We start from the raw sequence: 23,268 nt of genomic DNA on the forward strand, positions 1-23,268 counted from the left end.
CGAGTGTCCGAACATGTGATACCCGGCCGACCCTTCCCCCTCGGAGCCCATCCCGAGGCCGGTGGGGTGCGGTTCGCGGTGAGCTCGTTCGTGGCCGAGGCCGTCGAGGTGTGCCTGATCAGCGGGGACCGCACCGAGCGGCGGATCGAGCTGACCGAGCGCACGTTCGGGATCTGGCACGGGCTGGTGCCCGGGGTGACGCCGGGCCAGCGCTACGGCTACCGGGTGCACGGCCCGTACCGGCCGGCGCGCGGGCTGCGCTGCAACCCGGCCAAGATCCTGGTCGACCCGTACGCGAGGCAGATCTCCGGCACGCTGCCCGCGCTGATGCCGGCGCTGGGCTACACCGGCGACGTGATGACCGGGCAGCCGTCCCGCGGTGACTCCCTCGGGCACGTGCCGCTGTCCGTGGTGACCTCGCCGGGCGGACCGGACACGGGGGTCAAGCCGGACGTGCCGTTCGAGGAGACGGTGCTCTACGAGCTGCACGTGCGCGGGTTCACCAAGCGGCACCCGGACGTGCCCGAGCACCAGCGCGGCACCTACCTTGGCCTGACCCACCCGGCGGTGATCGACTACCTGCTGCGGCTCGGGGTGACCGCGGTCGAGCTGCTGCCGGTGCACGCGTTCGTCGACGAGCCCCCGCTGCTGCGCTCCGGCCGGCACAACTACTGGGGTTACTCGACGCTGGGCTTCTTCGCACCGCACGCGGCCTACGCCAGCGAGCCCGGGCAGGAGCTGGCCGAGTTCCGCACCATGGTGGCCGCGCTGCACGCCGCAGGCATCGAGGTGATCCTCGACGTGGTCTACAACCACACCTGCGAGGGCGGGATCACCGGGCCGACGCTGTCCTTCCGCGGGCTGGACGCGCCGTCGTACTACCTGCTGGACGCGGAGGGCTTCGACGTCGACCTGACCGGCTGCGGCAACACGTTCAACCCGGCCTCGCCGACCGTGGTGCGGATGGTCGTCGACTCGATGCGGTACTTCGCCACCGAGCTGGGCGTGGACGGTTTCCGGCTGGACCTGGCGACCGCGCTGGGCCGGCCGCACGGCGGCAACTTCGACCCGCACTCGCCGCTTTTCACCGCGATCACCACGGACCCGGTGCTGGCCCGGTGCAAGCTGATCGCCGAGCCGTGGGACGCGACCGCGGCCGGCTACCGGATCGGCCAGTTTGCTCCACAGTGGACGGAGTGGAACGGTCGGTTCCGGGACGGGGTCAGGGATTTCTGGCGCGGCGCGGTCGGCCTGCGGGACCTGGCGTATCGGCTGTCCGGTTCGGAGGACCTCTACGCCTCCAACACCCGGCGGCCCTGGGCGTCGATCAACTTCATCACCGCGCACGACGGGTTCACGCTGCGCGACCTGGTTTCCTACCAACGCAAGCACAACGAGGCGAACGGGGAGAGCAACCGGGACGGCACCGACGACCACCGCTCGTGGAACTGCGGCGTGGAAGGCGAGACGGCCGATCCCGAGGTGCTCGCCCTGCGCGACCGGCAGGCCCGGAACCTGCTGGCCACGCTGCTGCTGGCCACCGGCACACCGATGCTGACCGCGGGCGACGAGCGCTGGCGTACCCAGGACGGCAACAACAACCCGTACGTGCAGGACAACGAGATCTCCTGGGTGGACTGGTCGGTGGAGGCGCGCGCCGAGGACATGCTCGCGTTCGCCCGGCGGCTCACCTTGCTGCGCGCCGAGTCGCCGGCACTGCGCCAGCCCAAGTTCTTCGACGGCCGGCCGACCCGCTCCGGCGAGCCCGACCTGGTGTGGTTCCGGCCGGACGGCAACCCGATGACCGACCCCGACTGGTTCGACGACACCCGGCGCACCCTCGGCATGTGGATCGACGGCTCCGAGTCGCTGTCCCGCGACCGCGAAGGCGAGCTGGTGGCCGACGACTCCTGGCTGCTTCTGCTGCACGCCGGCGACACCCCGATCGAGGTCGTGCTGCCCGAGGCGCACTACGGCGACCACTTCGAGCCGGTCCTCGACTCCAGCGCACCGCGCGGCAACCCCGACCCGGACACGCCGTTCGAGCCGGGCGACAAGGTGACCGTGCCCGCTCGAGGCCTGGTGGTGTTCCGCGCACCCCGTACCACAACCTGAGACGGCTGGCCCACGGGCCGGTCACCGTGCCACGATCGGCACCGTGACCGGTCTGCTCTGCTGGCGGGACCGCACGATCGACCTACTCCTGGTGGCCTCGTGCGGTTGTTGACCGCACCCGTCAACGGCCGTTGATCACCTTTCCTGACCAGGAGTTCTCCCATGACCGCACCCCTCGCGCATGCTGCTGTGCACCTGCCCGCGCTCGCCCCGCTCATCCCGCTCGTCGTCCCCCATAATCCACTGTGGACACCCGGGGAGCTTCGCGGCCTCACCGCCGCCGTCGCCTCGTCGCTGCGCGGGCCGCTGCTCGGCATCCTCCGCTTCACCGGCCCGCAGCGCTGGTGGGCCCGCCTCGCGCTGACCGAGGAGATCGAGCTGTGGCTGCTGTCCTGGCTCCCGGGCCAGGGCACCGCCCCGCACGACCACGGCGGCGCCGCCGGCGCGTTCACCGTGCTCCTGGGCGAACTGGCCGAAACGTACCGCTACCCGGCCGGCCCGATCCGCCACCACCTGCACACCCCCGGCGCCGGCACCGGCTTCGGCTCCGGCCGCGCCCACCAGGTGCAGAACCTCGGTCCCGCCCGCGCCGCGTCGATCCACGCCTACTCGCCGCCGCTCGTCCCCACCCGGGAGTACGCTTCGCTGCGCGACATCCCCGCCGACATCCCGCCCCTCCCCGCCCGCCGCACCCTCGCCGAACTACCCCGCCCGCCGCACCCTCGCCGAACTACGCCTGGAGCCGGTAGAACCATGAGTCGGATCGACAAGGTCGTTGCGGAAGCCCGCGCCGGGCTCGCCCGGGTGACCCCGGAAGACGCCGCCCGCCGCCAAGCCGACGGCGCCTTCCTCGTCGACATCCGCCCGCACGCCTTCCGCGCCGCCGAGGGCGAGATTCCGGACGCCGTGATCATCGAACGCAACGTGCTGGAATGGCGCCTCGACCCGGAAAGCCCGCACCGCATCCCGGAGGTCAGCGAAGAGTCGGTGGTGATCGTCGTCTGCAACGAGGGCGAAGCCTCCAGCCTCGCCGCCCGCGATCTGCAGGGCGTCGGCCTCCCGCACGCCACCGACCTGATCGGCGGCTACCGGGCCTGGCGCGCCGCCGGCCTCCCCACCCGGCAGGGCGGCACCCCGGCCATTCCGTAGCTCACGTGCCAGGCCACACCGACTTCCAGCGCCTGACCTCTGCCGTCGGTGCGACCACCAGGTGGATCTCGTCGACGAGCCCGGCGGCGAGGAACCGCGGGTACGCGGTGGTGCTCCCGTCGACCACGAGCCGCCGGATCCCGCGCTCCGCCAAGTCATGCATTACCGTGCGCAGGTCACCGCTCGGTTCGTAGACCAGCTTCCTGGTGTCGCCGTTGGGGATATGCGTCCGATCTGCTGAACGATCCTTCCCGACGGTCAGCGTGACCTCGAGCCGCTCCGCGGTGCCGGAAAGGATCGCGTCGCAGCCGGCCCGCAGGTGGTTGACCGGGTCCGTGACAGTGTCGACGCGGCCATCCACCGTCATCGCACAGGTGAGCACGACGTGCGGGTAGAGCATCGGGACGATCTCGTCCACCGACCACACACCGGCGGCGCCAGGCAGGCCGGCGAGGTACCCGGCGGCCTCCCGCAGGCTCCATCCGTGTGCCGAGAGCAGGCCGTGGCCGAGCATCCTCAGGTACGGCGGTGCCGGCGCGACGAGCGGTTCCTGGCCGAACGACCAGGGCGCGGTGAACGTGAGCATCGGGTGGTCGTCGTGGTCCCCGAGATGGATCAAGGTCTCGTAGCGGCCGTCCCCCAGCCGGGCCCGGCCGTTCGCCAGCACCTCGCGCAGATCGAGGTCGGTGCCGGGCTCCCGGTACATCTCCTGTTCACGCACGTCGGCGAACTGCTTCTGCGTGATCAAGTAGGCCCGCGCGTGGGCGACACCGGGCAACTCTGGGTCGAAGAACGCCCGACCGCCGCCCCACACCGGCGACTCGGTGGCGAAATAGACCCCGCCCGGCACCGAGCAACCGCGGATCGCCAGCGGTGGGGTGCGGTCGCGGCAACCCGGATAGCTCCGGTTGCCACCGTCCGGGGTCCCACCCGCGACGTAACAGGTGAACCGGTCGACATGCATGTTCGACCCGTAGCTCACGTACCACACCAGGCTCATCCCACGATCCTCTCGTCCCGCCGTTCCACACATCTATCGTAGGATCGTTCAACAATCCCGCAATAGTGCGACCGGGCGACCTGATCGGTTTTCGACCTGACAATCCGCTGAGAACTCCGCAAAAACGGCACTTTCGGCCCCGCTCCCCCCGTTGACAACGATGAGACGGCCAACGCGGCCAGCACGGAGGAGTTCGTCATGAGCATCATCGGAGACCTGCTGGGCTTCGCCCTGACGGCGTTCATCGTGCTGCTGATCGCGCGCATGATCCTGGACTGGACGCAGCTGCTGGCCAACCGCCCGGGGTGGGCCGGCCGGGCTCGCGCGCTGGCACACGCCGGCACCGAACCGGTGATCGCGCCGGTCCGCCGGGTGCTGCCACCGGTCCGAGCCGGCGGCCTGTCCATCGACCTGGCGTTCACCGCGGTGTTCATCCTCGCCCTCATCCTGCGCTCCATCGCCTTCAGCCTCTGACCGCCCCAGCCCTGACGTCGATCCAGCTCGGGCGCTTCCGTGCGAGGATGATCGGGATGGGGTCTTATGTAGAGCGTCCGCCGTTGCCGGAGTTGGCGGAGGTGGTGCGGACGGTCTGGATCCAGCGCACCGGTGCGGCGCCGTACGTGCAGCGGCACCTGCCCACCGGCGGGGTCGAGATCCACTTTCCGATCGGTGGCCGTCCGCTGCTGGCCGGTCCGCTGACCGGTCCGGAGATCGAGGTCATTCCGGCGCACACCACCGTCGTGGGTGTGCGGTTCCAACCGGGGACCGCGCCGCGCCTGCCGACGGTGCTCGACGACCTGGTGGACCAGCGCCTGTGCCTGGCGGAGCTGTGGGGAAGTACGGTGGACCGCCTGGTGGAGACGATGGCCGGGGCCGGGACACCCGAGCGGGCGCTCACGCTCCTGCAGGCCCACCTCGTGCAGGAGTTTCGCCGTGCGGTCCGGGTGGATCCGCTGGTGGTCGAGGCCGTGCGGGCGCTGATGCCCTGGCACCCGGTCACCATCGACACCCTGGCCGCCCACCTGGCCCTCTCCGCGAGCCAACTGCGCCGCCGCTGCCTGCACGCGGTGGGGGTCAGTCCCAAGGTCCTCCAGCGGACGTTGCGGTTCCAGGGATATCTCGCGCTGGCTCAGGCCGGCGCCATCGCCACGGGCCGGCGCGGTACGGACGGCATGGCGGGGCTGGCGATTGACGCGGGTTACGCCGACCAGGCACACCTCAGCCGGGAATGCCTCCGCCTGACCGGCGTCACCCCGCGCCGGCTCCTCGGTGGCGGCGACACCGAGCACTGCCTCTGCAGCCACGACCATTCCGCCTCATATCAGCCCTTCCTTGCCACCCGGAACAGGCCGCCGCTCCGGCTCTGACCCTGCACGATTCGTTCAAGACCCGAGGTCACCCCGCTCGTAGTTTCGAGCTCGTGCCTGACCTGGCCGAGTTCGCCGACGCAACCGGCGGCGAGTCTGATCAAGGAGAGACATGAGCAAGGTCATCTGTGCCCTGGCCGTCTCGGTGGACGGCTACATCACCGGTCGTGGCCCGGGCCCCGGGCGTGGGCTCGGCGACGCCGGATTCCTCTTCGACTGGTACTTCGACGGGGACACGCCGAGCCGGGTGTTCGACGGGTTCAAGCTCAGCGAGCCCAGCGCCCGCGTCTTCGACGCCCTCGCCGCCCGCGTGGGCGCGATCATCTCCGGACGGAACACCTACGACGACTCCGAGGAGTTCGGCGGCGGCGGCCCGCACCCGACCGCGCCGTTGTTCATCCTCAGCCACCGGCCGGCGCCCCGGACCGAGGAGTCCGAGCGCCAGACGCTGATCACCACCGGCATCGAGGACGCGGTGGCGGCGGCCAAGGCAGCGGCCGGGGGCAAGGACGTCGGCCTCCAGGGCGGCGGCGTCGTCACCGAGGCGCTCAAGGCCGGGCTGGTGGACGAGTTCGTCCTGCACCAGGTGCCGGTCCTGCTCGGTGGCGGCCGCCCGTACTTCCAGGAGCTGCCGTCGCATGTGCGGCTCCGCCTGGTCGAGGCCGTCCCGGCACCCGGCGTGACCCACCTGCACTACGAGGTGGTCCGATGATCCTCGTCACCGGAGGGTTGGGCATGATCGGCGCCCACACCGCCCGCGCGCTCCTCGACCTCGGCCACGAGGTCGTCGTCACCTCTCACCGCAGGGCAGAGGTCCCGTCGTTCCTCGCCGGCCGGGTCACCGTGGAGCACCTCGACGTCACCGACCGGGACGCCTTTCTCGCCCTCGGCGGTCGCCACGACATCAGCGACATCGTCCACCTCGCCGGCAGCATCCCCGGCGAGGATCCGGTCCACTACTTCCGCACGGACACGACCGGCCTGCTCAACGCGCTGGACGCCGCCCGCACCTGGGGCGTGCGCCGGTTCGCGGTCGCCAGCAGCCTCGGCGTGTACGTCGGCCGGACCGAGATCCCCTGGCACGAGGAGCTCGCGCTGCCCACCGCGGACCTGCCGCACCTGATCATCGCCTTCAAGAAGGCCGTCGAACCCCTCACCACCCACAGCCTCCAGGGCACCGGGATCGAGCCGGTCGTACTCCGGATCGGGAGCATCTGGGGACCGCTGATGGATCCGGAATCACCGTTCAACCACATCCCGCCGTATATCAGCGCCGTGCTCCGCGGTGAACAGCCGCGGCCGCTGCACGCCGACGACGGTGGCGACAGCTGCTACGCGCCCGACGCCGGACGCGCGATCGCCCTCCTGACGACCGCGCAGACCCTGCGGCACAACACCTACAACGTGTCCAGCGGCCGGCCGTTCGCCAACCGCGAACTCGCCGACGCCCTGCGGGCCATCACCCCCGGCCTGCGGCTCGACCTCCTGCCCGGACGGCAGCACGGCCCCGGCGACGACCCCTACCTCGACATCGCCCGGCTCACCCACGACACCGGCTTCAAGCCGGCCTTCGACGTCGCCACGGCCGTCGCCGACTACGTCGCCTGGCGCGCCGACAACCCCCGCTGAAGGAGCACCCCCATGCTTGACCCCACGTGCGCCCCGTCCTCGACGGCAGCTCGATCGCTCACCCCGCCACCGTCCTGCCAGATGGCTCGCCCCACACCACTCCCGTCTATGTCAGCACCCACGGCGACCGCATCGACTTCTTCACCGGCTTGGGCATGCGCAAAGCACGCAACCTGCGCCGCGGATCAGTCTCGCGCCAGCACGTCGGTTGGGAAAAACGTGCGGATGGGCACCTGCTCCTTGCGGATCATCCGATCCAGCAGATCGACGCCGGTTTCGGCGACCTTGTGGGAGTCCTGATGGACCGTCGCACGAAGCGGGCTTGGGCCGGCATCGATCAATGCTTTGGCCTGTGGAGTGCCGTCGACGCCGACGACGATCGTGTCGACCACGGTCGTGGGTTCGACGGAAAGAAGCCCATCGACCGTGCCCAGGGCCATTTCATCGTTCGTGCAGAAGATGACGTCGAGCCCCTGCCCATTGAGGCGGGCACGTTTCAGCTGCCTCCGCGTCACGTCGCGTGCCCGTAGGCGATCAAAGTCGGCCTTGTCCTCAAGCACGAGCACAGGACTCAGCTTGGCCATGAGTTCCTCCTTGAATCGCTGCTGGCGCTGGTGCTGCGAATCACCGCCGATGACGAGGACGGTCGGGCAGGGAGTCTGCTTTTGGACCAGGTATTCGGCGACCCAGCCCGCCGCTGCCACGCCGATCTCGGCGGCGCTGTACCCGACGAATGCCGCGTTGGCGGGATAGTGGAACTCGTTCTCAAACGGTTCAACGTCAAGGAAGACCACCGGAAGGGCCAGCTTCCCGCAGAAGTCGACGAGGTCTTTCTGCATGCGGTCCGCCAGTTGAGGAATGACCGCGATGACGAATCCGCCGACATAGTCGTCCTTGTGCTCGAGGACCTGCCGCAGGCAGTGCAGTTGGCCAACGGCGCTGTAGTCCGGATCGGTAATCCTGAGCTCGAGAGCGTACCCCCGCTGGTCAAGAACGCTGTGCAGGTTACGTACCAGCTTGGCTACATAGTGCTTTTGATCGAATGCCGATATAACCAGAAATACTCGTTTCGTCCGCGCGCTTCGGGGACGCTGTCGCAGCAGTGCAGAACCCAATGTGACGAGCAGAAACCCTGAGGCACCAAGCAACGACCACAGCGGCACCGGAATGATCAGCAGGCGCGGATTGAACACGTTGCCGATGGCACCGGCGATGGCGATCACGCAGAGGCCACTCAAGGTCGACGGGCCGACAGAGGACCATCGCGAACTTCTCGCTTGATCAGGAACGCGCACGGTCGCTCCCCTCCAGGGGCATGCCCAGGTCCGGCGAACGGTGCTACAAATTTACTAGCCTTTGCGGCTGTGGGAGATAGAACAAGTTGCCAGTATTTTGCCACGTGTGAACCGGGTGCCCCGGTGTCAACGCGGGGGGCGGGCGCGGAGGTGGAGGCGTTCACCCTGGGGGCCGAAGAGGCTGAGGACCTCGGTGGGGTGCGGGGTGGGGTTGCCGAACCAGTGCGGGATGTGGGTGTCGAACTCGGCGGCTTCGCCGGGGTTGAGGGTGACGTCGTGCTCGCCGAGGACGAGGCGGAGGTGGCCGGACAGCACGTAGAGCCATTCGTAGCCCTCGTGGGTCTTGGGTTGCGGCTCGGCGGTGGGGGTGCCCGGCGGGATGATCAGTTTGTAGGCCTGGATGCCGCCCGGGCGGCGGGTCAGCGGCAACAGGGTCATGCCGTGGCGCTCGATGGGGCGGGGGTGGATGCGGGGGTCGCCGGTGGGGGGCGCGGCGACGAGGTCGTCGAGCGGGACCTGGTGGGCCTGGGCCAGGCGGAGCAGGACCTCGAGGGTGGGGCGGCGCTGGCCGGACTCCAGGCGGGACAGGGTGCTGACCGAGATGCCGGTGGTCTTGGACAGCTGCGACAGGGTCGCGCCGCGGCGCTGGCGTACGGCGCGGAGGCGGGGGCCGACGGCGTCGAGCGCCGCGCCGAGGTCGTTTGCCACTTCGGCAACATTACTTGCCGGATGGTCTGGCCACACGGATAGTCCGGGTTGTGAATGAGAAATATGACGTGGTGGTGATCGGTGGGGGCGCAGCCGGGCTCAGTGGGGCGTTGGCACTGGTGCGGGCGCGGCGGCGGGTGCTGGTGATCGACGACGGCACGCCGCGGAACGCGCCGGCGGGGCAGGTGCACAACTTCCTGACCCGGGACGGCACGCCGCCCGGTGAGCTGCTGGCGGCGGGGCGCGCGGAGGTCGCCGGGTACGGCGGCGAATTCGTGTTCGGCGCGGTCACGGCGGCCGAGCGGGCCGGGGACGACCTCCGGGTGGCGCTCGGCGATCAGACGGCGCTGGCGCGGCGGTTACTGGTGACGACGGGGCTGGTGGACGAGTTGCCCGAGGTGGTGGGGCTGGCCGCACGGTGGGGGCGGGACGTGCTGCACTGTCCGTACTGCCACGGCTGGGAGGTGCGGGACCAGGCCATCGGGGTCCTGGCCAGCGGCCCGCTCGCGGTGCACCAGGCGTTGCTGTTCCGGCAGCTCAGCGACGACGTCACGCTGTTCCGGCACACCGGGCCTGACCTCACCGAAGAGCAGTGGGAGCAGCTCGCGGCGCGCGGGATCGCGGTCGTGGACGGGGAGGTCGCCGCCGTGGAGGTCACCGGCGACGCGCTGACCGGGGTCCGGCTGCGCGGTGGCCCGGTCGTGCCGTGCCAGGCGCTGGCGGTGCAGCCGTTCTTCCGGGCCCGCGCGGGGGTGCTCGGCTCGCTCGGCCTGGAGCCGGAACCGATGGAGATCAACGGGCAGGTCATCGGCACCCGGATCCCCGCCGACCAGCGCGGCGCCACGGAGGTCGCCGGCGTGTGGGTGGCCGGCAACGTCACCGACCCGATGGCCCAGGTGATCAGCGCCGCCGCCGCGGGCCTGCACACCGCCGCGGCGATCAACGCCGACCTGGTCGAGGAGGACGCCCGACAGGCCGCCGCCACCCGCGTCCCGGCATGAGCAGTGGGGAAGCAACGTCACGTTCATGCCGTAGAGGGCAAGGAACGTCACGTTGCTTCGCCGGCAGCGGTTGCCCCTTTGGACGCTCGCTGGGTCATAGGTCACGGGGTGATAAAGGCGTAGCGTCCGAGGAGTGCGGATGGTGCGCATGGGGCTTCGCCCTGGGTTCGTGCTGAGTGTGGCCGTGGTGGTTGCCCTCGGGGTGATCGAGCGGTCGGTCTCTGGCGTGCTCTCCGGGGTGTTCGGCGCCCTCTTCGGGATACTGGTGGGGTTGGCCGGGTTGCAGGTCGGGCAGCTGGTGGGGGCGCTGCTGCTGGGCGTGCAGGTGCACCGGGTGGTGATCGGCGTCGGGCCGCGGCTGGGTGAGTGGGGGACGGCGGCGCGGCCGGTCGTGCTGCGGGCGCTTCCGCTGTTCCTGGCGGTGGCGGTCGGGCCCGGGCGGGGTCCGGTGCGGCTCCGGATGTGGGGTGCGGCGCTGGTCTCGGCGGCGGCCGGGGTCGCGGTGTGCGCGTGGATGGTCACCGACGCATTCCGCGGCGGGGCGTTCTTCCACGGGATGGCGGTCACCTGCGGCCTGGCGGTGGCCTACGCGCTGGTGCCGCGCAAGACGGCCGGGTCGACGTCGACCGGGTGGATGCTGTTCCGGCTGCACAAGCTCAGCCCGCGGCAGGTGCGGCAGATGGAGGCGGCGCCGCTGACCGGGCAGGCCATCGACGCGGCGCACAACGGAGACCTCGTCTCCGCGGAGCGGGCCGCGGCGAAGCTCGCGCAGGCGTACCCGGATCTTCGGACGGCCATCGCGGCGCGGATCGTGGTGCTCGAGGCACGCGGGCGCTACGCCGAGGCGATGGTGCTGGCGGTGAAGCTGGCGTCGCAGTCGGATCAGGAGCCGCACGAGGCGGCGGTGTCGTTCGCGGCGCTCGCCGGGTTGGCGTGCACGACCGTGGAGGCCGGCCAGCTCGACTCGGAGCTGGGACTGTCCACGGCCAGCACGGCGATCACGAACGCGGAGACGCTGGGGTACCCGCGGCACAAGCTGAACGGGTCGCGGGCGCTGCTGAACCTGTTGCGCGGCAACCTGGACCGGGCGATCGCGCTGGCCCGCATCGCCGCCGGCTCCGGCGACGACGTGATCGGCCGGGCCGACGACCTGGCCACGCTCGCCCGGGCACACATGGCCGCCGGCGACAACCGGACCGCGCGCCAGGTCATCGGTGAGGCGGAGAAGCTCGTGCCCTGGTGGCCGCGGGTCGCCAACACCCGCAGCCGCCTGGAGGTTTGCTGAGGGTGCGATGAAGGGGGCCTTCCTCACGCTGGACGTGAGGAAGGCCCCCTTCATCGCATTACGCCAGCACCACCCGGTTCAGCTCCGCCGGGGTGGCGAGCAGCTCGTGCCGCGGAAGCACCCGGGCGGTGACGCCGAGCGAACCCGTGTGCGGCAGCGGCAACTCGGCGACGTAGCGACCGCCGTCGAGGCGCATCGTGGCGGTGACCACGTCGGTGAGGTCGTCGGAGTCGCTGACCCGGCCGACCACCGCCTGAACCTCCACATCGGACGGATCCAGGCCGGCGAGGTCCACCGTGGCCAGCACCCGGACCGGCGCGCCGACCACCGGGGCGTGCCCGTCGCCCATCCCGAGCTCGCAGTCGGTGATCCGGATGTGCGGCCACGCCACGGCCAGCCGCGACCGGTACGCCGCGAGGTCCTTGGCCAGCTGGAAGCCGTCCGCCCGGGCCAGCCCGACCGCGGTGGCGGCCGGCGTGTACTGGCGCTCCACGTACTCGCGCACCATCCGGGACGCCTGCACCTGCGGGCCCAGCGACGCCAGCGTGTGCCGCACCCGGGCCAGCCACTGGGTCGGCACGCCGTCGTGGCCGCGCTCGTAGAACAGCGGCGCCACCTGCGAATTGATCAGCTCGTAGAGCGCCGCGGCCTCGAGATCGTCGCGGCGCACCGGGTCGCTCACCCCGTCCGCGGTCGGGATCGCCCACCCGTTGGTGCCGTCGGCCAGCTCGTCCCACCAACCGTCCCGGATGGACAGGTTGAGCCCGCCGTTGAGCGCCGACTTCATGCCGGACGTGCCGCACGCCTCGAGTGGCCGCAGCGGATTGTTCAGCCACACGTCACAGCCCCAGTACAGGTAGCGCGCCATGGACATGTCGTAGTCCGGCAGGAACACGATGCGGTGCCGCACCTCCGGGTCGTCGGCGAACCGGACGACCTGCTGGATCAGTGCTTTGCCGCCGTCGTCGGCCGGGTGCGACTTGCCGGCCACCACCAGCTGCATCGGCCGCTCCGGGTGCAGCAGCAAGGCCTTGAGCCGCTCCGGGTCGCGCAGCATCAGGGTGAGCCGCTTGTAGGTCGGCACCCGCCGGGCGAAGCCGACGGTGAGCACGTCCGGGTCGAACACCGCGCCGGTCCAGCCGAGCTCCAGGGCGGACGCGCCGCGCTGCAGCCAGGCCGCGCGCACCCGGCGGCGCACCTCGGCGACCAGCCGCTCGCGCAGCCCGCAGCGCAGCTCCCAGAGCAGCGCGTCGGTCACCGGGGCCCCGCCGCCGAGCGACACCTCACCATCCACATCGGACTCACCGAGCAGGCCGCTCATCTCGCGGGCGGCCCAGGTCGGGCCGTGCACCCCGTTGGTGACCGAGGAGATCGGCACCTCCGCGGTGTCGAAACCGCGCCACAGCCCGCCGAACATCTCCCGGCTCACCGCGCCGTGCAGCCGCGACACCCCGTTCGCGCGCTGCGCCAGCCGCAGACCCATGTGCGCCATGTTGAACATGCCGACGTTGTCCTCGGCGCCCAGCGCCAGCACCCGGCCGACCTCGATGCCCGGCAGCAGCGTGCCGTCGCCGAAGTAGTGCTGCACGAGGTCGACCGGGAACCGGTCGATGCCCGCCGGCACCGGGGTGTGCGTGGTGAACACGGTGCCGGCGCGCACCGCGCACAGCGCCTGTTCGAAGTCGAGCTGCTCGCCGGAGACCAGCTCGCGGATGCGTTCCAGGCCGAGGAACCCGGCGTGTCCTTCGTTGGTGTGGAACACCTCCGGCTGCGGGTGGCCGGTCAGCTCGCAGTAGGTGCGCACCGCGCGCACGCCGCCGATGCCGGCCAGGATCTCCTGGCGGATCCGGTGGTCCTGGTCGCCGCCGTAGAGCCGGTCGGTCACCCCGCGCAGGTCCTCGTCGTTGTCCTCGATGTCGGAGTCCAGCAGCAGCAACGGAACCCGGCCGACGCTGGCCTTCCAGATCCGCGCCCGGAGCACCCGGCCGCCGGGCATCGAGACGTGCACCAGGATCGGCGCACCGGACGGCTCGACCAGCGGCTCCAGCGGCAGGGCGTTGGGGTCGATCACCGGGTAGTGCTCGATCTGCCAGCCGTCCAGCGACAGCGACTGGCGGAAGTAGCCGGAGCGGTAGAGCAGCCCCACGCCGATCAGCGGCACGCCGATGTCCGAGGCCGCCTTGAGATGGTCACCGGCCAGCACGCCGAGGCCGCCGGAGTAGTTCGGCAGTGCCTCGGTGACCCCGAACTCCATGGAGAAGTAGGCGATGGAGTCCGGCATGTGGGCATGGTCGCCGCCGTGCGTGTGCAGCTCGTCCGCCCGGCGCTGGTACCACCGCGGGGCCTGCAGGTAGCGCCGGAGGTCATCATGGACGGCGCCGGTCCTGGCCAGGAACGTCGAGTCGCCGGCCAACTGCTCGAGCCGCTCGGCCGGTACCTCCGCCAGTAACCGCAACGGGTCGCCGAGGCGCTCCCAGCCCTCCGGATCGACCGCGGCGAACAGATCCTGGGTCGGCGGATGCCAGGTCCAGCGCAGGTTCGTGGCCAGGGTTCCCAACTCGGCCAACGGTTCCGGGAGCCCGGCCCGCACGGTGAAGCGGCGCACTGCTTTCATCCTGGCGACCTTAGAGCACGCCCCTGAACGCCGATCCGCGTACACCTCGGACCGGTCCAGCCAGCCGTCGTGTAGAGCTACAAGGACGCCCAGGTCCCCCACGCCGCAAGGGTGGCGACGATCTCAGGAAGCTCAATCGTCCCAGCCGCGACACCGACCACGAATTTCTCACCTTCGTCGACCGACGGCGCACGAAGGACCGAGCCGTTCATCGCCGCGAACAACCGGGTCGCAACCCAGGCGAGTCGTTTGTTGCCATCGACCAGAGCACGATTGCGCGCCAGCGAGTGAAGAAGCGCGGCGGCCTTCTCCGGCAGTGTCGGATACGGGTCAGTCCCGAACACATTGGTCTGGGCCCGAGCAAGCGCGGCGTGCAGGAGTCCCCAGTCACGCACCTCAGGAGCGCGACCAAGGATGGCGTTCCCGGCCGCGGGGAGGTCCTCAAGATCGAGATAGTCGATCGGACGAGTCACTGGGCAAGCCGGTCAAGCAACTCGGCGTCTTCAGCAAGGATGCTGCTGAGCGCGGCATCCCGAACGGCCGTCCGTCGAGACGTGTACTCCCGAATTGCCTGCCGCGCCACGTCCTGCATCGAACGATGCTCTCGCTCCGCCGCGAGACGCAGCGCTTCGGTTTCGGCCTCGGTAAGGCGCAGAGTCATGGCCACACGGACATGATACCGGGTGATACCGCACGGTGCGATAGTCGAGGGACACGAACCACCACACCGTCGAAGGCCAACACATCTACGCGGCGCGCCAACACGACGACCTGAGGCGCCAACACACCCGCCGTCGTGTGGGCGTTGAGCCGGCCGTGCAGACTTAGTGGTAGCGGATCTCGATGTGGTTGGGAGGGCGTCGCCGGTGGTTGGTCGGCTTGGTGTGGACGATGTCGCTCCCCTGGTGAGTTGCGGGAGGCATCCGGCGAAGGCCGTGGTGGGTGAGCAAATTCCGGTCCACGCGACGGTCTGGCGCGAAGGGCACGACGCCGTCGCGGCCACGGTGGCGTGGCGGGGGCCCAAGGACAAGAAGGAGCGGCGCACGCGGATGGTGCCCGAGGGGATCGGGCTGGACCGGTGGGTGGCCGCGATCACGCCGGACGCGCAGGGGATGTGGACGTTCCGGGTGGACGCCTGGGGTGATCCGTGGGCGACCTGGAAGCACGCGGTCGAGGTGAAGGTGGCGGCGGCGCAGAGCGCGGAGGAGCTGGCCAACGATCTCGAGGGCGGCGCGCGGCTGCTGGAGCGGGCGGCGAAGAAGGCGAGCGCGAACGGCGACCGGGCGCTGCTGCTGTCCGCGGCGGAGGCGTTGCGGGACACCACGAAACCGCTGCCGGCGCGGATCGCCGAGGCGCTGACCGACGCCGTGCACAAGATCATGTACGAGCGGCCGGTACGCGAACTGGTGACGGCCGGGGACACCCAGCAGATCTACGTCGACCGGCGGCGCGCGCTGTTCGGCTCCTGGTACGAGTTCTTCCCGCGCTCCACCGGCGGCGAGGACGAGTCGGGCAAGCCGCTGCACGGCACGTTCGCCACCGCCACCGCGCAGCTCGAGCGGATCGCGCGGATGGGCTTCGACATCGTGTACCTGCCGCCGGTCCACCCGATCGGCCGGGTGAACCGCAAGGGCCCCAACAACAGCGTGATCTCGGTACCGGAGGACGTCGGCTCGCCGTGGGCGATCGGCGCCGAGGAGGGCGGGCACGACGCGATCCTGCCGAAGCTTGGCACGCTCGCCGAGTTCCGCGCTTTCGTCGACCGCACACGAGAGCTCGGCATGGAGGTGGCGCTGGACTTCGCGCTGCAGTGCGCGCCGGACCACCCGTGGGTCACCGAGCACCCCGAGTGGTTCACCACCCGGCCGGACGGAACCGTCGCCTACGCGGAGAACCCGCCGAAGAAGTACCAGGACATCTACCCGCTCAACTTCGACAACGACCCCGAGGGCATCTACGCGGAGATGCTGCGGGTGATCAAGCACTGGATCGCCCAGGGCGTCAAGGTGTTCCGGGTCGACAACCCGCACACCAAGCCGCCGAACTTCTGGCAGTGGCTGATCGCGCAGGTCAAGGCCAGCGACCCGGACGTGCTGTTCCTGTCCGAGGCGTTCACCGCGCCGGCCCGGCTGTACGGCTTGGCGCGTCTGGGTTTCACCCAGTCGTACACCTACTTCACCTGGCGCACCTACAAGCACGAGCTGATCGAGTTCGGCAACGAGATCGTGGCGCACGCCGACGAGGCCCGGCCGAACCTGTTCGTGAACACCCCGGACATCCTGCACGCGAGCCTGCAGTTCGGCGGCCCGGCCATGTTCGCGCTGCGGGCGGCGCTGGCCGCGACCCTGTCGCCGAGCTGGGGCGTGTACTCCGGCTTCGAGTTGTACGAGCACGTGGCGGTGCGCGAGGGCAGCGAGGAGTACCTGGACTCGGAGAAGTACCAGCTGCGCCCGCGGGACTTCAACCAGGCGCTCGCCGACGGCCGCTCGCTGGAGCCGTGGATCACCCGGCTCAACGGCATCCGCCGTGCGCACCCGGCCCTGCAGCAGCTGCGCACGCTGCGCTTCCACGAGATCGACAACGACGCCATGATCGCCTACTCCAAGGTCGACCCGGCCAGCGGCGACACCGTGATCACGGTGGTCAACCTGGACCCGCACCACCCGCAGGAGGGCACGGTCCAGCTCGACCTGCCGGCGCTCGGCTTCGGCTGGTCCGACCGCTTTCCGGTGCGCGACGAGGTCACCGGCGCCAACTGGGAGTGGGGCCAGGACAACTACGTCCGGCTCGACCCCATCCACGCGGTGGCGCACATCCTGAGCGTGTTCCGGGCCTGACCGCGAGTCCCCGGTTCAGGACCGCGAGTCCCCGCCTCCAGACCGCGAATTCCCGGTTCAGGCAGGCCTCGAACCGAGAACCCGCGAGCCGGAAGCGCGAACTCAGGTGCTGGAACCGGGGACTCGCGGGGTTACGGCCGCGGCCCGATCACCTCGGAGCCCTCGCGCACCGTGATCGCCATCGCCGGGCAGGTGTCCGCCGCGTCCAGCACGACGCCGTCCGGCTCGATCTCGTCGTCGATCGGCTCGGAATGATCCGGGCCGAGGCGGAAGAACTCGGGCGCCAGGCCCACGCACATCCCGGAGGCGATGCACGCGTGCCCGTCCACCTCCAGCTGCCAGCTCATGAGTTACTGTGTCCTATTCACCTCGATGGCGGAGCGCCAGTCTACGGGCATGGTCCGCGGCCCGCGCACGATCATCCGCGTCTTCCACTCGACGTCGCCGGCCAGGTGCAGCCCGGGCAGCCGGTCGACCAGGACCCGCAGCGCCTCCTGCAGCTCGGCCCGGGCCAGCGGCGCGCCCAGGCAGTGGTGCACCCCGTGGCCGAAGCCGATGTGCGGATTCTCCTCGCGGTCGAATCGCAGCTTCCCGGGCTCGGCGAACCGCAGCGCGTCCCGGTTCGCCGCGCCGACCGCGACCAGCACCGGCTCACCCGCCCGCACCAGCACGCCGCCGACCTCGATGTCCTCGGTGGCGTAGCGGGCGAACCCGGCGGCGGCGCCGAGCGGCACGAACCGCATGAGCTCCTCCACCGCGGCCGGGATCAGGTCCGGGTCGGCCCGCAGCGCCGCCCAGTGCTCGGGGTGCTCGAGCAGCACGTAGACGAAGTTCGGGATCTGCGTGGCGGTGGTCTCGTGCCCGGCGAGCAGCAGCCCGGCACACATGTCGACGAGCTCCAGCTCGGAGAGCCGGTCCCGCTCGTCCCGGGCCTCGATGAGCGCGGTCATCAGGTCGTCGGCGGGCTCGGCCCGGCGCTGCCGGATCAGCTCGCGCATGTAGGCGCGGAACTCCTCCCGGTTCTGGTTGAACTCCTCGAGGGTGAGCCGGGCCGTGGACAGCGCCGCGTCGCTCCACACCCGGAACTGCGGCCGGTCCGCCACCGGCACGCCCAGCAGCTCGCAGATCACCGCGACCGGCAGCGGCAGCGCGAAGTTCTCCACCAGGTCGGCCGGCGGCCCCAGCGCCACCAGATCGTCCACAATGGACTCGGCCAGCTCACGGACACGCGACCGCAGCCGCTCGACCCGGTGCACGGTGAACGCCTTGGCCACCAGCGTGCGCAGCCGGGTGTGCTCGGGCGGATCCATGGCCAGCATGCCGCCTTCGGTCAGCCGGGCGGCGCCGAGCCTCGGCTCGTCCCGGTCGACCGACGCGGCGCGACTGAACCGCCGGTCGCCGAGCACCAGCCGCGCGTCGGCGTAGCGGGTGGCGAGCCAGGCCGGCTCCCCGTAGGGCAGCCGCACCCGGATCATGCCCGGAGCCTCGCGGGCCTCGGCGTAGTCCGCGGCCAGATCCAGGCCCTCGGCCACGTTGAACGGGTAGGCGACGGGTTCGGCGTGTGTTGAAGTCGTCACCCATCGTTCCTAGCGTGTCCCCGGGCCGATAGGAAACCGCTATCCGGGTGCGACGTTTTGGTGATCTTCGGCCCCGCGCGTTGTCTAGCGGGATCGGCGTCGGATGATAACGATGGAGACGACCAACGACGGCCGCCAAGGATGGGTTTGACATGACTGAACCCCTGGAAGAACCACGTCCGGACGCGGCGCTCGGGCTCGATGGCGTGCCGCATACGGGCGAGGCGATGACCGCGGACGGGCATCTGGTCGAACCACAGGCGGAGGACTTCCGGCATGCCCGACCAGCCGCGAAGGACCTCGCCTGGTATCAGAGCGCCGTTTTCTACGAGGTGCTGGTCCGAGCGTTCAACGACTCCGACAACGACGGCACCGGGGACCTGCGCGGCCTAGCCGACAAGTTGGACTACCTGGACTGGCTCGGCGTGGACTGCCTGTGGCTGCCGCCGTTCTACGCCTCCCCGCTGCGCGACGGCGGCTACGACATCAGCGACTTCCGGGCCGTGCTGCCGGAGTTCGGCAACGTCGAGGACTTCGTCTACCTGGTGGACCAGGCGCACCGGCGGGGCATCCGGGTGATCACCGACCTGGTGCTGAACCACACCTCCGAGGCGCACCCGTGGTTTCAGGAGTCCCGCAACCACCCCGACGGACCGTACGGCGACTTCTACGTCTGGGCCGACACCGACACCGGCTATCCCAAGGCGCGCATCATCTTCGTGGACACCGAGTCCTCGAACTGGACCTACGACCCGGTGCGCGGCCAGTTCTACTGGCACCGGTTCTTCGCCCACCAGCCGGACCTCAACTACGCCAACCCGGCCGTGCAGGAGTCCATGATCGACGTGCTGCGGTTCTGGCTGGACCTCGGCATCGACGGGTTCCGGCTGGACGCGGTGCCGTACCTGTTCGAGGAGGAGGGCACCAACTGCGAGAACCTGCCGCGCACGCACGAGTTCCTCAAGCGCTGCCGCAAGGTCGTGGACGACGAGTACCCGGGCCGGGTGCTGCTGGCCGAGGCCAACCAGTGGCCGGCGGACGTGGTGGAGTACTTCGGCGACCCGGCGGCCGGAGGTGACGAATGCCACATGGCGTTTCATTTCCCCCTTATGCCGAGGATCTTCATGGCGGTGCGCCGCGAGTCGCGTTTTCCCATCTCAGAGATCCTGGCGCAGACCCCGGCCATCCCCTCCGGTTGCCAGTGGGGCATCTTTCTGCGTAATCATGATGAGCTGACGCTGGAGATGGTCACCGACGAGGAACGCGACTACATGTGGGCCGAGTACGCCAAGGATCCGCGGATGAAGGCGAACATCGGCATCCGGCGGCGCCTCGCCCCGCTGCTGGACAACGACCGCAACCAGCAGGAGCTGTTCACGGCACTCCTGCTGTCCCTGCCCGGCTCGCCGGTGCTCTACTACGGCGACGAGATCGGCATGGGCGACAACATCTGGCTCGGCGACCGGGACGGGGTGCGCACCCCGATGCAGTGGACCCCGGACCGCAACGCCGGCTTCTCCCGCTGCGACCCCGGCCGGCTCTACCTGCCGGTGATCATGGATCCGATCTACGGCTACCAGGGGGTGAACGTCGAGGCCCAGTCCAACAGCACCTCCTCGCTGCTGCACTGGACCCGGCGCATGCTGCAGGTCCGCCGCGAGCACACCGCGTTCGGATTCGGCGACTTCACCGAGCTGGGTTGCTCCAACCCGAGCGTGCTGGCCTACCTGCGCCGGTGGGTCGAGCCGGGCGGCGACGAGGACCTGGTCATCTGCGTCAACAACCTCTCCCGCTTCCCGCAACCGGTCGAGCTCGACCTGTCCGACCACGCCGGACTGGTGCCCATCGAGCTCACCGGCGGTGTCCCGTTCCCGCCGATCGGTGAGCTGCCCTACCTGCTCACCCTTCCCGGCCACGGCTTCTACTGGTTCCAGATCACGCAAGGGGACGAGAGCGAGGCGCCGTGACGACGATTCAAGCGAAAGATCTGCTCGACGAGCTGGCCGAGCCGATCCGCCAGTGGCTGCCCGCACAACGCTGGTTCGCGGCCAAGCGGCGCGGCGCGGAGGTCGTGCAGACGGTGCACGCGACCACGATCATCGACGGCGACCCCGCCCTGGTGCAGGCCCTGGTGAACGTGGACGGCGAGCAGTACCAGCTGCTGCTCGGGTTGCGCACGGAGCTGGTCGAGCAGGTGGGGCACGCGGTGATCGGCCAGGCCGGCGGTCGGCACGTGTACGACGCGCCGCATGACCCGGAGCTGATGGGCCAGCTGCTGGAGCTGGTGGCCGCCGACGAGAACCGGGGCGGCCTGCGGTTCCGGCACGAGCCGTGGGTGTCCCTGGAGACCGGGCTCCGGGCCCGGCCGATCGGGGTGGAGCAGAGCAACACCTCGGTGATCTACGGCCAGAACTACATCCTGAAGCTGTTCCGCCGCCCGTCCTCCGGGCCGAACCGGGACGTCGAGCTGCACCGGGCGCTGCACGCGGCCGGGAGCCCGCACATCGCCGACCCGCTCGGCACGATCGAGGGCGAACCGGCGGGCCTGGCGACCACACTCGGCTTCCTGCAGCAGTTCCTGCCGAACGCGGTGGAGGGCTGGGCCACCGCCACGGCGAGCGTGCGGGACCTGCTGGCCGAGGCGGACCTGCACGCCGACGAGGTGGGCGGCGACTTCGCCGGCGAGGCCAACCGGCTCGGGGTGGCGGTGGCCGAGGTGCACGCGGACCTCGCGGCCACGCTCGGCACCGAGACCGTGACCTCGGCCGGGTTCGGCGCCCGGGTGGACGCCATGCACGCCCGGTTGGACTCGGTGCTCACCGAGGTGCCGGAGCTGCGCGAGCACGAGGACATGCTGCGCCAGGCGTTCGACGCGGTGCGGGAGCTGCGCTCGCCGGTCGAGGTCCAGCAGGTGCACGGCGACCTGCACCTCGGGCAGGTGCTGCGCAGCACGTCCGGCTGGGTGCTGATCGACTTCGAGGGTGAGCCGGACACCATCCCGGAGCAGCGCACGGTGCTGCGCTCGCCGCTGCGGGACGTCGCCGGGATGCTCCGCTCGTTCGACTACGCGGCGTTTCACCTGGTCGCCAGCGGTGAGGAGGACCGGCAGCGGCTGGCCCGGGCGGCGGAGTGGGCCGACCGCAACCAGGCGGCCTTCTGCGAGGGGTACGCCAAGGTGGCGTTCGACCCGCGCAGCCAGCCGGTGCTGCTGCGCGCGTTCGAGCTGGACAAGGCGGTGTACGAGGTGGCGCTGGAGCATCACTACCGGCCCGACTGGCTGGCGATTCCGCTCGCGACTTTCCGCCGGCGGCCAAGCTGGTTAGCCTGACCTTCACGGTGAGTCACTGAGCCAGCACCAGGATCGGAGTGGCCATGCGGATCTCGGATGTGTTGCGCGGCAAGGGTTCCAACGTGGCGACGGTGGACCCGGCGCTGTCGGTCAGCGGGTTGGTCGCGGAGCTGGCCAGGCACAACGTCGGCGCCATGGTGGTCGTCGCCAACGGTGAGGTGGTCGGCATCGTCTCCGAACGCGACGTGGTCCGCCAGCTGCACGAACGCGGCGCCGACCTGCTCGACGCCCGGGTCTCGGACATCATGACCAGCTCCGTCTACACCTGCCTGCCCACCGACAGCGTGGACAGCCTCGCCGCCACCATGACCGAACGCCGCATCCGCCACATGCCCGTCGTCGTCGACGGCTCCCTCGTCGGCATCGTCAACATCGGCGACGTCGTCAAGAGCCGTATCGGCGAGCTGCAGACCGAACGCGAGCAACTCCAGTCCTACATCGCCCAAGGTTGATGCCCTGAAGGTGACCTTCGGGACGTTGAACGCCCTGAAGGTCACCTTCAGGGCATGGACCGCCCGGTACATCGGCAAGGTGTGCGGGATAGCGGCAGAATGGACCGGGTGAGCAAGCAGGGCACGCGCCGATTGATGCCGCCGTCCGCTGATCTTGAGCGGTTGCTGGACGGATCGCACCATGATCCGCACTCGGTGCTCGGGGTGCACTCCGATCATGCGGGTACCACCGTCGCCAGGGCGCTGCGACCGGGTGCCAAGGCCGTGGCGCTGGTGGCTGGGGAGCACCGGTTCGACATGGACGAGGTGGCCGACGGGCTGTTCGCCACCGCGCTGGACGAGCCGCCGGGTGAGTATCTGATCGAGGTGGACTACGGCGGGGACCCGGTGCTCGTGGAGGATCCGTACCGGTGGCTGCCGACGCTGGGCGAGCTGGATCTGCATCTGTTCAGCGAGGGCCGGCACGAGCGGCTGTGGCAGGTGCTGGGGGCGCATCAGCACTCGTACGAGGTCCCGGGCGGGGTGGTGGCCGGGACGTCGTTCGCGGTGTGGGCACCGAACGCCCGAGGGGTGCGGGTGACCGGCGACTTCGACGGGTGGGACGGCCGGGCGAACCCGATGCGCTCGCTGGGCTCGTCGGGGGTGTGGGAGCTGTTCGTTCCGGGCCTGCCGCCGGGCACCCGGTACAAGTTCCGGATCTTCGGCCAGGACGGGCGCTGGCATGAGCGGGCCGACCCGATGGCGTTCGCCACCGAGGTGCCGCCGGCCACCGCCTCGGTTGTGTCCACTTCGGACTACCTGTGGCGGGACGAGCCGTGGCTGGAGAAGCGCGAATCGACCCGGTGGACCGACGCGCCGATGAGCGTCTACGAGGTGCACCTGGGGTCCTG

General features: G+C 70.3%; 21 protein-coding genes and 2 pseudogenes. 15 read left to right on the forward strand and 8 right to left on the reverse strand.

Features of this window, described 5'->3' with window-relative positions; translation table 11 throughout:
- The first annotated feature begins 3 nt into the window (after nt 1–3).
- The 3 genes and pseudogenes from glgX (at nt 4) to VGR06_RS40630 (ending at nt 3,264) form a co-directional block, all read left to right on the forward strand.
- Nucleotides 4–2,115, forward strand: coding sequence for a glycogen debranching protein GlgX (glgX, locus tag VGR06_RS40620; protein WP_327564577.1), 2,112 nt, complete (start codon nt 4–6; stop codon nt 2,113–2,115).
- 162 nt (nt 2,116–2,277) lie between these two features.
- Nucleotides 2,278–2,799 (forward strand): annotated as a pseudogene (locus VGR06_RS40625) (cysteine dioxygenase); the annotation flags it as partial.
- A 69-nt stretch (nt 2,800–2,868) separates the two neighbouring features.
- Nucleotides 2,869–3,264, forward strand: coding sequence for a rhodanese-like domain-containing protein (locus VGR06_RS40630; protein WP_327564595.1), 396 nt, complete (start codon nt 2,869–2,871; stop codon nt 3,262–3,264).
- Between the two features lies 1 nt (nt 3,265).
- Here VGR06_RS40630 and VGR06_RS40635 read toward each other — a convergent pair whose 3' ends face one another.
- Entirely contained in the window at nt 3,266–4,264 is a 999-nt protein-coding gene (locus VGR06_RS40635) for a RibD family protein (protein ID WP_327564578.1), read from the reverse strand.
- Nucleotides 4,265–4,462: 198 nt separating this feature from the next.
- Between VGR06_RS40635 and VGR06_RS40640 the strand changes: the two genes are divergently transcribed.
- The 5 genes and pseudogenes from VGR06_RS40640 to VGR06_RS40660 all read left to right on the forward strand — a co-directional run.
- A complete protein-coding gene (locus tag VGR06_RS40640) occupies nt 4,463–4,738 on the forward strand; it encodes a YggT family protein (protein WP_327564579.1) in 276 nt (91 codons plus the stop codon).
- A gap of 56 nt (nt 4,739–4,794) precedes the next feature.
- Nucleotides 4,795–5,631, forward strand: coding sequence for a helix-turn-helix domain-containing protein (locus VGR06_RS40645; protein WP_327564580.1), 837 nt, complete (start codon nt 4,795–4,797; stop codon nt 5,629–5,631).
- A gap of 112 nt (nt 5,632–5,743) precedes the next feature.
- Nucleotides 5,744–6,343 (forward strand): dihydrofolate reductase family protein, encoded by a 600-nt coding sequence (locus tag VGR06_RS40650; RefSeq protein ID WP_327564581.1) that lies wholly within the window; start codon nt 5,744–5,746, stop codon nt 6,341–6,343.
- Nucleotides 6,340–7,260, forward strand: a complete 921-nt coding sequence (locus VGR06_RS40655) for an NAD(P)-dependent oxidoreductase (protein WP_327564582.1) — start codon at nt 6,340–6,342, stop codon at nt 7,258–7,260. The genes VGR06_RS40650 and VGR06_RS40655 overlap by 4 nt, the downstream gene beginning before the upstream one ends.
- Nucleotides 7,261–7,286: 26 nt before the next feature.
- Nucleotides 7,287–7,433, forward strand: a pseudogene (locus tag VGR06_RS40660) (pyridoxamine 5'-phosphate oxidase family protein); the annotation flags it as partial.
- Between the two features lie 12 nt (nt 7,434–7,445).
- Here the strand turns inward: VGR06_RS40660 and VGR06_RS40665 are convergent.
- Nucleotides 7,446–8,483, reverse strand: a complete 1,038-nt coding sequence (locus VGR06_RS40665) for a sugar ABC transporter substrate-binding protein (RefSeq protein ID WP_327564583.1) — start codon at nt 8,481–8,483, stop codon at nt 7,446–7,448.
- 198 nt (nt 8,484–8,681) lie between these two features.
- Nucleotides 8,682–9,263, reverse strand: a complete 582-nt coding sequence (locus VGR06_RS40670) for an XRE family transcriptional regulator (RefSeq protein ID WP_327564584.1) — start codon at nt 9,261–9,263, stop codon at nt 8,682–8,684.
- Between the two features lie 50 nt (nt 9,264–9,313).
- Between VGR06_RS40670 and VGR06_RS40675 the strand changes: the two genes are divergently transcribed.
- Nucleotides 9,314–10,264: an NAD(P)/FAD-dependent oxidoreductase gene (locus VGR06_RS40675; protein ID WP_327564585.1), complete on the forward strand. Its 951-nt coding sequence runs from the start codon at nt 9,314–9,316 to the stop codon at nt 10,262–10,264.
- Between the two features lie 139 nt (nt 10,265–10,403).
- Nucleotides 10,404–11,549, forward strand: coding sequence for a hypothetical protein (locus VGR06_RS40680; protein WP_327564586.1), 1,146 nt, complete (start codon nt 10,404–10,406; stop codon nt 11,547–11,549).
- 58 nt (nt 11,550–11,607) lie between these two features.
- Here the strand turns inward: VGR06_RS40680 and glgP are convergent, their stop codons facing one another.
- The 3 genes from glgP to VGR06_RS40695 all read right to left on the reverse strand — a co-directional run bounded on the left by glgP (nt 11,608) and on the right by VGR06_RS40695 (nt 14,824).
- On the reverse strand, nt 11,608–14,163 hold the full coding sequence (glgP, locus tag VGR06_RS40685) for an alpha-glucan family phosphorylase (protein WP_327564587.1): 2,556 nt from the start codon (nt 14,161–14,163) through the stop codon (nt 11,608–11,610).
- A 77-nt stretch (nt 14,164–14,240) separates the two neighbouring features.
- Entirely contained in the window at nt 14,241–14,636 is a 396-nt protein-coding gene (locus VGR06_RS40690) for a type II toxin-antitoxin system death-on-curing family toxin (RefSeq protein WP_327564588.1), read from the reverse strand.
- Nucleotides 14,633–14,824: a hypothetical protein gene (locus VGR06_RS40695; RefSeq protein WP_327564596.1), complete on the reverse strand. Its 192-nt coding sequence runs from the start codon at nt 14,822–14,824 to the stop codon at nt 14,633–14,635. Before VGR06_RS40695 ends, VGR06_RS40690 begins: the two co-directional genes overlap by 4 nt.
- A gap of 205 nt (nt 14,825–15,029) precedes the next feature.
- Between VGR06_RS40695 and VGR06_RS40700 the strand changes: the two genes are divergently transcribed.
- Nucleotides 15,030–17,000: a maltotransferase domain-containing protein gene (locus VGR06_RS40700; RefSeq protein ID WP_327564589.1), complete on the forward strand. Its 1,971-nt coding sequence runs from the start codon at nt 15,030–15,032 to the stop codon at nt 16,998–17,000.
- Between the two features lie 131 nt (nt 17,001–17,131).
- On the opposite strand, the gene VGR06_RS40705 is transcribed toward VGR06_RS40700, so the two are convergent.
- Nucleotides 17,132–17,347, reverse strand: a complete 216-nt coding sequence (locus VGR06_RS40705) for a ferredoxin (RefSeq protein ID WP_327564590.1) — start codon at nt 17,345–17,347, stop codon at nt 17,132–17,134.
- 3 nt (nt 17,348–17,350) lie between these two features.
- Entirely contained in the window at nt 17,351–18,577 is a 1,227-nt protein-coding gene (locus VGR06_RS40710; RefSeq protein WP_327564591.1) for a cytochrome P450, read from the reverse strand.
- 152 nt (nt 18,578–18,729) lie between these two features.
- Here VGR06_RS40710 and treS point away from each other — a divergent pair, with 152 nt between their 5' ends.
- From treS to VGR06_RS40730, 4 genes are all read left to right on the forward strand, one after another.
- Nucleotides 18,730–20,544, forward strand: a complete 1,815-nt coding sequence (gene treS, locus VGR06_RS40715; protein WP_327564592.1) for a maltose alpha-D-glucosyltransferase — start codon at nt 18,730–18,732, stop codon at nt 20,542–20,544.
- On the forward strand, nt 20,541–21,905 hold the full coding sequence (locus tag VGR06_RS40720; protein ID WP_327564593.1) for a maltokinase N-terminal cap-like domain-containing protein: 1,365 nt from the start codon (nt 20,541–20,543) through the stop codon (nt 21,903–21,905). Before treS ends, VGR06_RS40720 begins: the two co-directional genes overlap by 4 nt.
- A gap of 44 nt (nt 21,906–21,949) precedes the next feature.
- The gene (locus VGR06_RS40725) at nt 21,950–22,378 is read left to right on the forward strand and encodes a CBS domain-containing protein (protein ID WP_327564594.1); all 429 of its coding nucleotides are present in this window, start codon (nt 21,950–21,952) and stop codon (nt 22,376–22,378) included.
- A gap of 135 nt (nt 22,379–22,513) precedes the next feature.
- Nucleotides 22,514–23,268: GlgB N-terminal domain-containing protein (locus VGR06_RS40730; protein ID WP_414637438.1), on the forward strand; the 755-nt coding region annotated here is incomplete at its 3' end.

The organism is Actinophytocola sp. (genome assembly GCF_036002505.1).
Lineage (GTDB): Bacteria > Actinomycetota > Actinomycetes > Mycobacteriales > Pseudonocardiaceae > DASYTH01.

Bases quoted from the DNA above. Each gene is read 5' to 3' on its own strand.
- glgP (WP_327564587.1), bottom strand. From the start codon at position 14,163: ATGAAAGCAGTGCGCCGCTTCACCGTGCGGGCCGGGCTCCCGGAACCG.
- treS (WP_327564592.1), top strand. From the start codon at position 18,730: ATGACTGAACCCCTGGAAGAACCACGTCCGGACGCGGCGCTCGGGCTC.
- VGR06_RS40680 (WP_327564586.1), top strand. From the start codon at position 10,404: ATGGTGCGCATGGGGCTTCGCCCTGGGTTCGTGCTGAGTGTGGCCGTG.
- VGR06_RS40635 (WP_327564578.1), bottom strand. From the start codon at position 4,264: ATGAGCCTGGTGTGGTACGTGAGCTACGGGTCGAACATGCATGTCGAC.
- VGR06_RS40705 (WP_327564590.1), bottom strand. From the start codon at position 17,347: ATGAGCTGGCAGCTGGAGGTGGACGGGCACGCGTGCATCGCCTCCGGG.
- VGR06_RS40655 (WP_327564582.1), top strand. From the start codon at position 6,340: ATGATCCTCGTCACCGGAGGGTTGGGCATGATCGGCGCCCACACCGCC.
- VGR06_RS40630 (WP_327564595.1), top strand. From the start codon at position 2,869: ATGAGTCGGATCGACAAGGTCGTTGCGGAAGCCCGCGCCGGGCTCGCC.
- VGR06_RS40645 (WP_327564580.1), top strand. From the start codon at position 4,795: ATGGGGTCTTATGTAGAGCGTCCGCCGTTGCCGGAGTTGGCGGAGGTG.
- VGR06_RS40650 (WP_327564581.1), top strand. From the start codon at position 5,744: ATGAGCAAGGTCATCTGTGCCCTGGCCGTCTCGGTGGACGGCTACATC.
- VGR06_RS40725 (WP_327564594.1), top strand. From the start codon at position 21,950: ATGCGGATCTCGGATGTGTTGCGCGGCAAGGGTTCCAACGTGGCGACG.
- VGR06_RS40640 (WP_327564579.1), top strand. From the start codon at position 4,463: ATGAGCATCATCGGAGACCTGCTGGGCTTCGCCCTGACGGCGTTCATC.
- VGR06_RS40695 (WP_327564596.1), bottom strand. From the start codon at position 14,824: ATGACTCTGCGCCTTACCGAGGCCGAAACCGAAGCGCTGCGTCTCGCG.